The sequence below is a fragment of the Psychroserpens sp. genome (genome assembly GCF_047633235.1).
Classification (GTDB): domain Bacteria; phylum Bacteroidota; class Bacteroidia; order Flavobacteriales; family Flavobacteriaceae; genus Psychroserpens.
This window is the reverse complement of the sequence record NZ_JBLIET010000012.1, coordinates 19,198-33,721: the sequence shown is the minus strand read 5'-3', so window position 1 is coordinate 33,721 and position 14,524 is coordinate 19,198. Positions and strand designations below refer to the sequence as shown.

The 14,524-nt window shown below is 33.5% G+C and carries 12 protein-coding genes; 10 read left to right on the top strand and 2 right to left on the bottom strand.

The genetic code is table 11. The features are described 5' to 3' along the window. Positions 1-10 precede the first annotated feature (10 nt). From lipA to ACJAZK_RS05745, 3 genes are read left to right on the top strand one after another with little or no spacing between them, the layout of a single operon-like run. Entirely contained in the window at positions 11-889 is an 879-nt protein-coding gene (gene lipA / locus ACJAZK_RS05755; protein ID WP_415223049.1) for a lipoyl synthase, read from the top strand. Continuing rightward, the gene (gene gap / locus ACJAZK_RS05750; RefSeq protein WP_415223048.1) at positions 889-1,884 is read left to right on the top strand and encodes a type I glyceraldehyde-3-phosphate dehydrogenase; all 996 of its coding nucleotides are present in this window, start codon (positions 889-891) and stop codon (positions 1,882-1,884) included. The genes lipA and gap overlap by 1 nt, the downstream gene beginning before the upstream one ends. Before the next feature lie 51 nt (positions 1,885-1,935). After that, the gene (locus ACJAZK_RS05745; RefSeq protein WP_415223047.1) at positions 1,936-4,149 is read left to right on the top strand and encodes an ATP-binding protein; all 2,214 of its coding nucleotides are present in this window, start codon (positions 1,936-1,938) and stop codon (positions 4,147-4,149) included. 14 nt (positions 4,150-4,163) lie between these two features. On the opposite strand, the gene lpxK is transcribed toward ACJAZK_RS05745, so the two are convergent. Beyond that, the gene (gene lpxK, locus ACJAZK_RS05740; protein WP_415223046.1) at positions 4,164-5,183 is read right to left on the bottom strand and encodes a tetraacyldisaccharide 4'-kinase; all 1,020 of its coding nucleotides are present in this window, start codon (positions 5,181-5,183) and stop codon (positions 4,164-4,166) included. 51 nt (positions 5,184-5,234) lie between these two features. Between lpxK and ACJAZK_RS05735 the strand changes: the two genes are divergently transcribed. The 4 genes from ACJAZK_RS05735 to ACJAZK_RS05720 all read left to right on the top strand — a co-directional run bounded on the left by ACJAZK_RS05735 (position 5,235) and on the right by ACJAZK_RS05720 (position 9,590). Beyond that, positions 5,235-6,329, top strand: coding sequence for a Nif3-like dinuclear metal center hexameric protein (locus ACJAZK_RS05735; protein WP_415223045.1), 1,095 nt, complete (start codon positions 5,235-5,237; stop codon positions 6,327-6,329). 2 nt (positions 6,330-6,331) lie between these two features. Next, positions 6,332-7,111: a zinc ribbon domain-containing protein gene (locus ACJAZK_RS05730; protein ID WP_415223044.1), complete on the top strand. Its 780-nt coding sequence runs from the start codon at positions 6,332-6,334 to the stop codon at positions 7,109-7,111. 133 nt (positions 7,112-7,244) lie between these two features. After that, positions 7,245-7,907, top strand: a complete 663-nt coding sequence (msrA, locus tag ACJAZK_RS05725; protein ID WP_415223043.1) for a peptide-methionine (S)-S-oxide reductase MsrA — start codon at positions 7,245-7,247, stop codon at positions 7,905-7,907. 99 nt (positions 7,908-8,006) lie between these two features. Continuing rightward, entirely contained in the window at positions 8,007-9,590 is a 1,584-nt protein-coding gene (locus ACJAZK_RS05720) for a T9SS type A sorting domain-containing protein (RefSeq protein ID WP_415223042.1), read from the top strand. On the opposite strand, the gene ACJAZK_RS05715 is transcribed toward ACJAZK_RS05720, so the two are convergent. Next, entirely contained in the window at positions 9,587-10,381 is a 795-nt protein-coding gene (locus tag ACJAZK_RS05715) for a class I SAM-dependent methyltransferase (protein WP_415223041.1), read from the bottom strand. The two genes, ACJAZK_RS05720 and ACJAZK_RS05715, sit on opposite strands and share 4 nt — an antisense overlap. Before the next feature lie 73 nt (positions 10,382-10,454). Between ACJAZK_RS05715 and ACJAZK_RS05710 the strand changes: the two genes are divergently transcribed. From ACJAZK_RS05710 to ACJAZK_RS05700, 3 genes are all read left to right on the top strand, one after another. After that, positions 10,455-11,141 carry a hypothetical protein gene (locus tag ACJAZK_RS05710; protein WP_415223040.1) on the top strand — a complete coding sequence of 229 codons (687 nt, stop codon included), beginning with the start codon at positions 10,455-10,457 and terminating at the stop codon, positions 11,139-11,141. A 421-nt stretch (positions 11,142-11,562) separates the two neighbouring features. After that, entirely contained in the window at positions 11,563-12,828 is a 1,266-nt protein-coding gene (gene kynU, locus ACJAZK_RS05705) for a kynureninase (protein WP_415223039.1), read from the top strand. 234 nt (positions 12,829-13,062) lie between these two features. Beyond that, the gene (locus ACJAZK_RS05700) at positions 13,063-14,463 is read left to right on the top strand and encodes an FAD-dependent oxidoreductase (RefSeq protein WP_415223038.1); all 1,401 of its coding nucleotides are present in this window, start codon (positions 13,063-13,065) and stop codon (positions 14,461-14,463) included. Positions 14,464-14,524 lie beyond the last annotated feature (61 nt).

Genomic DNA, 14,524 nt, shown 5'->3' with positions numbered 1-14,524 from the left:
AATAGTGTAAATGGATACAAAAATCTTATCAAAGCCTATTGTCGAACGTCAACCAAAACCAAAATGGTTGCGAGTCAAATTACCTACAGGAAAAAAATATACAGAATTAAGAAGTCTTGTTGACAAGTACAAATTGAATACCATATGTACTTCTGGAAGTTGCCCTAACATGGGTGAATGTTGGGGAGAAGGGACAGCAACGTTTATGATTTTAGGAAATGTTTGTACCCGTTCTTGCGGATTTTGTGGAGTTAAAACTGGACGACCAGAAACCGTAGATTGGGACGAACCAGAAAAAGTAGCACGATCTATTAAGATTATGGGTATCAAACACGCTGTTTTAACAAGCGTAGATAGAGACGACCTCAAAGATATGGGAAGTATTATGTGGAGCGAAACTGTAAAAGCAGTGAGACGAATGAACCCAAATATAACAATAGAAACATTAATTCCGGACTTTCAAGGTATAGAACAGCATATAGATAGAGTTATTGATGTCGCCCCAGAAGTCGTGTCACATAATATTGAAACCGTAAGACGTTTAACACGTGAGGTTCGCATACAGGCTAAATACGACAAAAGTCTAGGTGTGCTTAAATATTTAAAGCAACAAGGTCAGCGTAGAACGAAATCTGGAATCATGCTAGGCTTAGGGGAAAAGCGAGAAGAAGTCATTGAAACCCTTCACGATTTAAGAGCTAATGATGTTGATGTAGTGACTATAGGTCAATATTTACAGCCTAGTAAAAAGCATTTACCAGTAAAACTATTTATTGAACCAGATCAATTTGACGAATATAGAGCGATTGGCCTTGACTTAGGATTTCGACATGTAGAAAGTAGTGCTTTAGTAAGATCATCATACAAGGCTCAAAAACATATCAATTAATGATTCGTGTTGCAATTAATGGTTTTGGACGCATAGGTCGTCGTGTTTTCAGACTAATTCAAGATAGAAATGACATTCAAGTTGTGGCCATTAATGATCTTGCAGATGCTAGGACACTAAGTCACCTATTAAAGTATGATAGCATTCATGGTGTTTCAAAACATGAGATTTCTTATTTGGAAGACGCTATCATTCTAAATAGCAGATCAATTAAACTTCTCAATCAAGACCATCCAAGTTTAATTGATTGGTCTCCTTATGATGTAGATTTTGTTATTGAATCTACCGGGAAATTTAAAACGTCTGAAGTCCTCAAACATCATATCACAAATGGAGCTAAAAGGGTTATTCTATCAGTTCCGCCTATTGAAGATGATATTAAAACAGTTGTTCTAGGAGTTAATGATAAAGATATTGATGCTACCGAATTAATTATATCTAATGCGTCGTGCACCACTAACAATGCCGCACCAATGATTTCTGTTATAAACAATTTGTGTGGCGTAAAACAAGCCTATATTACAACCATCCATTCTTATACAACAGATCAAAGTTTGCATGACCAACCTCACCATGACTTACGACGCGCGAGAGCTGCAGGACAATCTATTGTGCCAACGACTACTGGGGCTGCAAAAGCACTAACTAAAATTTTCCCTGAATTATCTGAGGTCATTGGTGGTTGTGGCATTAGAGTTCCCGTTGCTAATGGCTCATTAACCGATATTACGTTTAATGTAGAAAAAACAGTCACCATAGAGGAGATTAACCAAGCATTTAAAGAAGCTGCAGATACATACTTAAAAAATATTCTTGAATATACAGAAGATCCAATCGTATCCATTGATATTGTTGGTAACACACACTCTTGCATCTTTGATTCTCAAATGACATCTGTCATTGGTAACATGGTAAAAATTGTTGGTTGGTATGACAATGAAACTGGCTACTCTAGTAGAATTTTAGATTTAATATGCAATTTAACGGTAAAATAGTGTCTTTTGTCGAATAAATATTTATATTTGTCCAAATTGAAGAGGTCTAATATGTCCCAAATAAAATACTATATAGTTACTGTTCTATTATTATTTTCTTGTGCAATAACTGCTCAAAATAATGATATAGAAGATATCGATGTTTCAAAACTTCGCATAACAAATATAATAACACAGTCTGAATTTGATTTAAAAAGAGGAGATTTCTTCAATTCTAAAGAGAATCTTGACATGGCTCTAGAGCTTTCTATCAAAGTTGAAGACAAGAAAAGTCAAGGTATCATATTAGCTAAAATTGGTGAATTACAATTTATAACTAACAAATTTGATAAATCATTAGCTTCACTTATCAAAGCTGCGGAGATTCAAAGAGAAATAGAAGATATAGAAAATCTTGCTATTACATACAGTATCAAAGGAGCTCTTCATGCAGGAAAAGAAGAATATAAAGATGCTCTAGAATATTTAAATTCTGCTAAGACGCTCTTCGAAGAAAAAAATTTAAACACCAAGATACCAGAGGTTACGCTTACCCAAGGAAAGGTACATTTCAAATTAAAAGAGTACAAGACAGCTAAATCTTTATTTGAAAACACAATTGTTTTAGCTAAAAAGAACAATCAAGCAGACATATTATCTAAAGCGCTGATTTACAACAGTAAAACCCTACTTAACCTAGGTAATGAGAAGCAAAGTATTCAATCTGCTCTTGAAGGTTTAAATGTAGCTAAATCAAACAACCAAATACATAATATTGACGAAGCTTTTTTAAGTCTCAGCGAAATTTATGAAAAGAATAGAGATTTTGAACAAGCTCACAATTATCTACTAAAGCATTCAAAAATTTCAGATTCTATATTAACTGTTGAACGAGCAAATTTATCACCTACAGGATCGACAGATTATATTGAAGCATTTAATGCTGATGAATTTAAGAAATTAAAGAAACAAATTGAAGATCAAGAATCTGAAAGTAACTTAGCCAAAGTTACAACAATACTTAGTATTGCATTGATTACAATTTTATCCCTCTTAACACTTTCATTATACAAGAATAATAACATTAGACTCAAGTCTAATAACATGCTTCAAGAGAAAAATGATGACTTAATAGAGGCCATGAAAAGAGCTGAATTGGCATCAAAAACTAAAGCAAACTTTTTATCAACAGTAACACACGAATTAAGAACACCTCTTTATGCTGTTACAGGTTTAACCAATATGCTCTTAGAAGAAGAACCTAGTGAAAATCAAATACCTCATTTGAAATCTTTAAAATTCTCTGGTGATTATTTACTAACATTCATTAACGATATTCTTCAAATCAATAAAATAGAAGCGAACAAAGTAGAGTTGGACCCTGTACTCTTTAACCTTAAAACGAAGGTAGAAAATGTATGTTCTGCACTTAATAACCAGGCATCAAATAATAACACTAAGATGCATTATGATTATCAATCTAACTTGCCTGAAACGTTCATTGGTGACAACCTTAAAATATCTCAAATACTCATCAATCTCATAGGTAACTCTATTAAGTTCACAAAAGATGGTGACATCTGGGTTAGAGTAAATAGTATCAGTAACACTGGAAGTGACCATACCTTGCGTTTTGAAATTGAAGACAATGGTATTGGTATCTCTAAAGAGAAACAAGATAATATGTTTGAAAGCTTCTCCCAAGGCTCTATACAAATTAATAGAAAATATGGTGGTACAGGCTTAGGTCTATCTATAGTAAAAGGACTTATTGAAATATTAAAAGGAAAAATCTACTTAAAAAGTGAACTTGGAAAAGGAACAACCTTCTTTTTCGAAATCCCACTTACCTACGCCCCAGAAACTATTGAAATTAAAACAGAAGACTACTCTAAAAACATTAGCAAATTAGACATTAGCAATATTAAAATCTTAATTGTAGAAGACAATAAGATCAACCAAATGATTACTAAAAAAATTCTTAGTAAGATGAACCTGCAATGTGATATCGTGGATAATGGTGAAGCAGCTATAGAAAAGGTTAAAGAAAATAAGTACAACGTTGTTCTAATGGATATTCATATGCCAGGAATTAGCGGATTAGAAGCTACTAAAATCATTAGAACCTTTGATAAAAAGCTAACTATCTTTGCTCTTACTGCTGTTACGTTAGAAGATAAAATGCATGAGTTTGATGAAGCTGGTTTTAACGATATTATATCTAAACCGTTCAAGCAAAAAGACTTTGAGAAAAAATTATACGAAGTTTTATCTGATAACCAATAATAAACCACTTCTCTTTAGTAAGAGTTGAATGAATTAACAAACGCTAGTATTTGATTATCAAACATATCAGTATTATTAATTTTAAATGATATTGGCAAATACCACAATTGTGATGGCTTAGAATTAAAGTTCTCTTTTAATCTCACATAATCCTTTTCAGTCGTTAAAATTACCTCCTTCTGTTTTAAAAAATCTATTTCCGAAGAAGAAAACTCATGATGATCTTTATACTCTAAGTGTTCGAAGTCTAGAGATTTTGATTTTAAATACTCCAAAAATGGCACTGGATTAGCAATCCCTGTAACCACAGTTATTTTTTTACCTTCAAATTGTTTAAGCGTTATTTCCTCTTTTTCACCATAGACAGTTTCCGAATATGAAATTAAACTAAAATAGACCTGTTGGTGCTCTAAAGGTTTTAGCTTATTTTTAAGGTGTTCCTTTTCTGAAGCAGATAATTTCTCTGGACATTTAGTAACCACCACAATGTTTGCGCGTTTAGCACCAGCTCTTGGCTCTCTTAGATTACCTGTAGGTAAGACAATATCATTAAAATAAAGATCGCTAAAACTCGTCAATAAAATATTAAAACCTGCTTTAACTTTTCTATGCTGAAAAGCGTCATCCAAGAGGATCACATCTGGCTGCTTTAACTTTAAAAGTTCTTCAATCCCATGTTGTCTATCTGTATCTACGCTAACACTAATATCCTTAAACTTCCTATAAAACTGGAATGGTTCATCACCAATAGATTTAGGTGTTGCTTTATCATCTGCCAAAATAAAACCAACTGTTTCTCGCTTATACCCGCGACTCAATGTTGCGACTTTATGTTGATCTTTCAATAAACGAATCAAATATTCTATTGTAGGCGTTTTCCCTGTACCTCCAGTACTCAAATTACCAACACAAATAATAGGATGAGAATAATACGTTGAAGATTTCCAACCTAAATCATAGAATTTATTACGCAACCAAGTCACCATAAAATAAATAGGAACGATAGGAAAAAGTATTTTTCTAAGTAGTTTCATTAGAACGAAGTTAATATTTTATATTTGTTTTTAAACTCAACACAAAAAAATATGATCGTTCAAGACATCATGAACCAACTAGAAGAACTAGCTCCTTTGGCTTATGCTGAAGATTTTGATAACGTCGGACTTCTAGTAGGTAATAAAAATTCAGAGGTATCTGGAGTACTAATCACTTTAGACACCCTGGAAACTGTCGTTGATGAAGCTATAAAGAAAAACTGCAACCTCATTGTGAGTTTTCATCCCATCATTTTCAAAGGATTAAAAGCCCTTACTGGTAAAGATTATGTTGAAAGAACAGTCTTAAAAGCAATTAAAAATGACATCGCAATTTATGCAATCCACACAGCACTCGATAATTCAATTAGAGGTGTAAATGATATTATTTGCAATACCCTTGGCTTAGAAAACAAGAAAATCTTAATTCCACAGAGAGGCACTATAAAAAAGCTGACAACGTATGTTCCCCTCGGAAATGCAAATACTCTAAGAGCTCAACTTTTTAAAGCTGGTGCTGGTAACATTGGAAATTATGACAACTGTAGTTTTAATGCACAAGGCCAAGGAACTTACAGAGGGAATGAAAACTCTAATCCAACACTTGGCAAAAGAGGCGAATTACACGAAGAAGCCGAAGTCCAAATCTCAGTAACCTTCAACAAACATGTTGAATCGAAATTACTTAGAGTTTTATTTGAACATCATCCTTACGAAGAAGTTGCATTTGAAGTAGCCACATTAGATAATTATGATCAACATATTGGGATAGGTATGGTTGGAGAGCTCAAAGAAACTCAAGAAACCAAAGCCTTTTTGAAATTTGTAAAAGAAAAAATGAATGTTTCTTGTATTAAACATTCTGAAATATCAAAAGAAAAAATAAAAAAAATAGCGGTATTAGGAGGATCAGGAAGTTTTGCAATAACGGCAGCTCAAAGAGCTGGAGCCGACATTTTAATCACTTCAGATTTGAAATATCATGATTTCTTTTCCGCAGAAAAAAAGATAATTGTAGTAGATATTGGACATTATGAAAGTGAACAGTTCACAAAAACATTTTTAGTTGACTATCTCTCGCAAAAAAACACTAGTTTTGCAGTCGTTTTATCAACGACGAATACAAATCCGGTAAAGTATTTATAATTATGGCAAAAAAAGCTGAAGCATCTGTTGAAGATAGGTTAAGAGCATTGTATGATTTACAATTAATCGATTCTAGAGTAGATGAAATAAGAAATGTTAGAGGAGAACTTCCTTTAGAGGTTCAAGATTTAGAAGATGAAGTTGAAGGTTTAAATACAAGACTTGAAAATCTAGGTATCAATCTTGATTTAATTGACGATCAAATTAAATCAAAAAAGAACTTAATGGAAGAAGCGAAAGCTCTTATCAAAAAGTACTCTGAACAGCAAGAGAATGTTAGAAATAACAGAGAATATAATTCTTTAACCAAAGAAGTTGAATTTCAAGAATTAGAAATTCAATTGGCTGAAAAGCACATTAAAGAATTTAAAGTTCAAATTGATCAAAAGAAAGTAGTTATAGATGAGAATAAATCTCGTTTAAAGGATCGCAAAACCCACTTAAAGCACAAGCGTAGTGAGTTAGATTCAATACTAGCTGAAACTCAAAAAGAAGAGGAAGCGCTAACTAAAAAATCTGAAGATTTCCAAAAGAAATTAGATGATCGTTTAGTGAAAGCTTATTTCCGTATTAGAAATAACGTAAAAAACGGATTGGCAGTTGTACCGATTGAAAGAGGTGCATCTGGAGGTTCTTTCTTTACAATTCCACCACAAATTCAAGTTGAAATTGCGTCTCGTAAAAAAGTTATTACAGATGAGCATAGTGGTAGAATTTTGGTTGACGCAGAACTAGCAAAAGAAGAAAAAGAAAAAATGGAGAAGATGTTTGCAAAACTGTAACCCATTATTAAGTTATATTAAAAAGCCTTTATCTTTTAGATAGAGGCTTTTTTCATTTTAATAAAACTTTCACATACTTAACTATAAGGTTTCTTAACTTTATGCGACTTATTCAAAAAGAAAAAATAAAAACATGAAAAAAATTTTATCAACTTTAGTTATCGCTCTTTTATTTAGTTGTCAAAACAGTGCACAAGTCAATGCCAAACAACAAGCAGTAATTGATGCAGAGCCCATAGAAGTTCCTTTAAAAAACGGAAAAGCCAAAGCGTATTTTGCAAGTGGTTGCTTCTGGTGTGTTGAAGCTGTTTTTGAAAGTGTAAAAGGTGTTGATGAATCTGTTAGTGGTTATGCTGGAGGACATACAAAAAACCCAACCTATGAAAGCAACAGTTATGGACGCATAAAAGATCATGCAGAAGCAGTAGAAATCATTTACGACCCTAACATCGTAAGTTTTGAAACGCTTGTAGATGTTTATTTTGCATCTCAAAACCCAACACAACTTAATGGACAAGGTCCTGATAAAGGCTACCAATATAGATCCATAATTTTTTATCAAAATAACACTCAAAAGAAAATAATTGAAGAAAAAAAAGCTGCCTTAGCCAAAAAAATAAAGGCCACTATAGCTGCAGAAGTTTATCCATTTCAAAAATTTTGGGTTGGTGAAGATTATCATCAAAATTATGAACGATTACATCCAAACCAAAGTTACATTACAAACGTATCTGTCCCAAGACTAAATAGGTTTAAAATTGAAATGCCAGAAGTTTTGAAAGGTAATTCTCACTAATTAATACTATTCATCGAATAAATTAGTTTATTTGTCGTTAATTGACGTATTTTAGAGGACAATCAATTCTAGATTGATCAAATCTAAAATACAGTTAACATGAAAAAAATTACTTATCTGCTTTGTTTTACTCTAATTGTTAGTATTGCAAAAGCCCAAACTCCTGGCGTATCAATTTTTAGTAGTTACAATAACGAGTATATAGAATATATTCCTGGTAACTTACCAATCATTATATCTGCACCACACGGTGGTGTTCTTCAATCTGGAGAAACTATTGGAGGTGTTTTTTATCCTGATGATGATAACAATTTACCAGATAGAAGTTGTGGGATCAATGAACGAGATGACAATACAGAAATACTTGTAAGACGAATACAAGACGAGATATTTGCTCAAACAGGCGGATATGCTCATATTATCATTAACAATCTACACCGTTCTAAAATGGATCCTAACAGGATGGTTAGTCAAGGCGCTTGCGGAAATAGTCACGCAGCATCTTATTGGATTGATTTTCAAAATTTTATAAATGACGCGAGCCAAGAGATTGAAGCAGAATGGGGAAAAGGCCTGTATATAGATTTACACGGACAAAGCCATACGGTTCCAAGAATTGAAATTGGATACAATATTACAGCAACAGAGCTTAACGCTTCAGATTTAAATAGTGCGACAATCATAGATAAATCAACAATCAAAAATTTAGTGAGTTCAAATCTAAATGGATTAACTCATGAAGAATTAGTTAGAGGAGAAAACAGTCTCGGACAATTATTTCAAGATGCACCAGGCACCTATTATAATTCAATTGACCCATCAGGTTCAAATACAAGTTATCCTGGATGTGGAGTAAGCTCGGGATATAGAGCAATACCTAGTTATTCAAATTATGGTTCAGACAGCTGCGATGACACACAACCTCTTAGCCATGATTATTTTGATGGAAACTATTACAATAACAGAAGACATGGTTCTGGTAATGGAACCGGAGGACCTGCAAGTGTAGGTGGTGACGGAAATATAGATGGTATGACGACAAAAGTTAATAGTCGTGTAAGAGATTTAGGCGCACCTTACGACGCATTCCCCAATACGCTAGAACCTTTTGCTATAGATTATGCCAATGTTGTTTTAGAATACTTAAGCATCCACTACAATGATTATTCAGCTTTTGATTACACTGCCTCTACTTACGATCTTACAGATACAGACGCGACACCTTCACTAACTAACGGCATAGCTGGTGGTGTGTTTTTAAGTTCACCTGCAGGCTTGGTGATAGACCAAAACACAGGAACTATTGACACCTCGAACTCGATACCTGGAAATTACATAGTAACCTATTCTGTTGGTCCAGAATCTCCATCTACTGCCCCATACAGATTATACAATACCACTATATCTATAGAGATTACAGATAATAATTTAAGTGTCATAGATCAAAATAACCTTTCAGTCAAGATCTATCCAAACCCAACATCAGGACGATTAACTATTGAGTCTAATTCTCAAATTTCCGGAGTAAATATATACAGCATACTTGGCCAACGTGTCAAAACGATAGAACTCAATAACAATGAATCTACAATTGATCTTTCTAATTTAAGAGTAGGGACATATGTCGTTACTTTCTATGTTAATCATCAATCTATAGGTTCAAAATTAATAGTAAAAAATTAAAATTTAGTCGCTTTAATTTCAAAAATTAAAGGATATAATTTATCCTTAGTAACGTAATTGCCAGGTTTAGTTTCTACGAGGTCTGGCAGTACGTTATATGGACTTTCGTCATACTCATTTAAATATTCAATACGCAATCCAGCACTAACAAGTGCATTTACAACCTCACTCATACCGTGATTCCATCCATATTCCTTGCTAATCATTTTTGAATGTTCATCTGCATAAGTACCTTCATACTCTTCATAAATAGCATCTTCTTGCATGTATGCATATTTCATAACAGATTTACCTTCTAGATAATCAAACATCCAAACTATGGGATGAAATTCTACCATATAAAACACACCGCCTTTATGTAATCGTTCGGCAATCATTTGTCCCCAAGGTTTCAAATCTGGTAACCATCCAATAACACCGTACGAGGTAAACACAATATCGAAAGTATCTTTAATATATTTTGATGTTTCTAAAACATTGCAACGAACAAAATTCGCATCCAAATCCAACTCTATATTTAAAGATTTCGCTAAAGCAATGCCGTCATCACTTAAATCTACTCCTACGCATTTTGCTCCCATCCTACTCCAACTCAACGTATCTTGTCCAAAATGACATTGCAAATGCAAAAGAGACTTCCCGTTCACATCACCAAGAGCAAGAAGTTCATATGGCATCAAAGAGGATTTCCCATTCTTGAAAGCATCTAAATCGTACATCTTACTTTTAGAATGAATTTTCACCTTTTCATTCCAAGTTTTTCGATTGACTTCAAAATAATCTTTACGCATAGCCTCTATTTAAAACTCTAAAATAATAATAACTTCGGAAATATAAAGACTTTCATACCTTTGCAAAAAACAAATGACACGATTACTTACCATCTTATGTATGATTAGCCTTCTAGTATCATGCAAAGCTGAAACAAAAGAGGAAAATACGACAACTGAAATGATTTCCGAAGAACAAAAGGAATTAACAGTGGCCGAAAAGATTGCACAAGCTTATGGCATTGATAACTGGAAAAATGTCAACGAAATACAATTTACATTTAATGTTGATAGAGGTGATAGCCATTTTGAACGTTCTTGGACGTGGAGCCCAAAAACTGACAACGTTGGTTTAATTTCCAATGAAGGAGACACAAACTATAATAGAAAATCTCTTGATAGTTTATCACTAGATGCCGATAGAGCATTTGTCAATGATAAATATTGGTTACTATCACCATTTCAACTTATATGGGATCAAGGAACCACTATTTCGGAATCCACCAAAGAAACAGCTCCAATGTGTAAAACCAAACTCAATAAAATCACAATAACATACTCTAATGAAGGGGGTTATACACCTGGTGACGCCTATGATTTTTATTTTAATGATGAGTATCTCATAAAAGAGTGGGTATTTAGAAAAGGTAATTCCGTAGCCCCCTCAATGATAACCTCTTTTGAAAATTACTCAGAATTTAACGGAATTAAAATTGCAAAAGACCATGTCAAATCGGAAGGCGACTGGAAACTTTATTTTACTGATATTACGATAAGATAGTTCATACCAAATAAACTTTAAAATTAGGGGTTTTCTTTTTGTGGTTACAACATCCAACTATAGATTAAAGGACGTATATAAAGTATATAAATATTCCACATATGTGTCTATATATAATCAAAGCGCTTCATCTTCTTAGTTGAAGCGCTTTATTATTTTCTGTTTATTCATGAAAAATGGAGCTTTCATCGCTTTAATTCCTCATTAATAATCCTTATTTTTATACACATATTCTAAATTTTAGAGTATTTAAAGTTACCACTGCATAAAATTAAATTTTTTTAATAAAGCAGGATGTACATATAAAGCATAGCCTTCGTTGTGGTTTCTTTTTCTATTTAAGTATAAAAAGACGTTTTATTTCTGTTATTTTAAAAAAGAAGTAGTGTAGAATACATCAATCAATTAAAACCACAAGACATTGTCCAACTATAAATTAGGTCCCGAATTTGCAGAACAATTAGACCATAATGACAAACTTTCAACGTATAGATCTCAATTTCACATGCCTAAAGATGCCGATGGAAACGAACTCATATATATGACAGGAAACTCTTTAGGATTGCAACCTAAAATCACTAAAGGTTATATAAATCAAGAATTAGAAGACTGGGCAAAGCTTGGAGTAGATGGCCACACCCATGGTAAAAACCCTTGGTTAAATTACCATGAGTTTTTAACCAAAATCATGGCTGATATTGTCGGTGCAAAACCATTGGAAGTGGTTGTCATGAATTCTTTGACAGCAAATCTTCATTTCATGATGGTGAGCTTTTACAAACCAACACCTAAACGCTATAAAATCCTTATAGAAGCAGATGCTTTTCCAAGTGATAAATACGCTGTAGAATCTCAATTACGTCATCATGGATATGATGATAAAGAAGGATTAATCCTTTGGAAAGCTCGTGAAGGTGAAGAATTAGCTAATTATGAAGATTTAGAAAATATCCTAAAAGAGCATGGTGATGAGATTGCTCTTGTTATGATTGGTGGCGTAAACTATTACACAGGACAGTTTTTTGATTTAAAACGTATAGCAAAACTTGGTCATTCTCATGGGTGCATTGTTGGTTTTGATTGTGCGCATGGAGCCGGAAATGTAAAATTAGAACTTCACGATAGTGGCGCAGATTTTGCAGTTTGGTGTAGTTATAAATATTTGAATTCAGGACCAGGAAGTTTATCTGGGGCTTTTGTGCATGAACGCCATGCACATAATAAAGAGCTTAACCGTTTTACGGGATGGTGGTCCCATAACAAACAAACACGTTTTAGAATGCGTGACGACTTTGATCAATTACCAGGAGCAGAAGGATGGCAACTCAGCAATCCACCAATACTGTCAATGGCAGCAATTCGAGCATCGTTAGATGTATTTGAAAAAGCAGGATTTGATAAGCTTTGTGAAAAATCCAAACAATTAACAGGCTACTTTGAGTTTTTATTGAATGAATTAAATAATTCTAATATTAAAATCATAACACCAAACGATCCAGACCAACGTGGATGTCAACTCTCAATACAAGTTAAAAACGCAGACAAAGATTTGCATGATAAACTCACTCAGGCAGGAATTATAACAGATTGGAGAGAACCAGATGTCATTAGATGCGCTCCTGTCCCACTCTATAATTCATTTATGGATGTCTATGGATTTGTTGAGCGATTGAAAACAGTGATTTAAGTAAGTAGTAAACAAAAATAAAACTTAGCAAAAGTTCAAGTCTCAATCTCCGACACCGCCGGAATCTTGAAATACAGCAATAATGAGTGAAAGAATGGAGATGCAAAGCGAAACTTTAAGCAGATAATTCTAAAAGTGAATGTTTCGCAAAAATTCCTGACTTCAAAATGATCTTTTGGTTCGTTTTGCATCCAGGCAGAATGAACGAGAAAACATAAAAAAGAAAAAAAGCAAATGAAAACACAACAAAACATATTAGTAATTGGCGCAGGACTCTGCGGAAGCCTACTCGCATTAAGACTAGGCCAAAGAGGTTATAATGTCACTGTATATGAAATGCGTACCGATTTACGTAAAACAGATATTTCAGCAGGACGCTCAATAAACTTAGCTTTTTCAAACCGTGGTAATAAGGCTATAAAATTAGTTGGTTTAGAGGATCAAGTCAAAGAGTTGTGTATTCCCATGAATGGAAGAATGCTTCATGACAAAGAAAGCAATACGTTTCTTTCAAACTATAGCGGTCGTGATTATGAATACATCAATTCGATTTCTAGAGAAAAACTCAATAGTTTGTTATTGACTGAAGCAGAAAAATACGATAATGTCGCCATTCACTTTAATAAAAAATGTAATTCTGTAGATTTTGAAAATACAACAGCACATTTTCAAGATTATATAACCAAAGAAGAATTCATAGAAGATGCCGATTGCATTATTGCTACTGATGGTGCAGGGTCTGCTTTACGAAAAAGCTACTATCTAGAACGTAAATTCTTATTTAGTTTTTCACAAAATTATCTCACACATGGCTATAAGGAATTATCTATTCTTCCTTCGGAAACTGGAGATTACAAAACCTATAAAAATGCATTACACATTTGGCCCAGAGGTGATTTTATGGTCATTGCGCTTCCTAACCTAGATGGTAGCTTTACCGTTACCTTATTTTTGAGTTATGCTGAAGGTGAATACAATTTCAACAATCTAACGACTCCAGAAATTGTCACCGAATTCTTTCAGAAAGAATTCCCAGATGCTTTAGAATTGATGCCAAATCTAGTTAAAGATTTCTTTGAAAACCCAACAGCTCCCTTAGGAACTGTAAAGTGTTCACCTTGGCATTACAAAGGAAACACCTTATTAATGGGAGACTCAGCTCACGCTATTGTTCCGTTTTACGGACAAGGGATGAATGCATCTTTTGAAGATGTTGTAGAATTTGATCAAGTTTTGGAGGCGAATAAAGATGCAGATTGGGAAACAATTTTCACAGCCTACGAAAAAACGAGAAAGAAAGATACAGACGCTATTGCAGACTTAGCAATTGATAATTTTCATGAAATGAAAGACCATGTTGGTCAGGCTATATTTCAAGAAAAACGAAAAATTGAAATGGCTTTAGAAAAAGAATTTCCTGAAGACTATTCATCAAAATATAGTTTAGTTACCTTTAATGAAAACATAGGTTATCGAGAAGCTATGTTGAAAGGACGAGCGCAAGACAAAGCCATATTAAAAATGTTAGCTGATGGAGTAATTTCAGCTTCAGATGATATTAAAGATATTTTAGACAAGGTGAAAATAGAAACTGAAGCCATTTTAGATGATCATAAAGTTGCTGGACTAGGATAGAAATTAACGCTTGAAGGGACAACACATAGTAAGCGTTAATGGTCAAAATCAATTCAAAGAA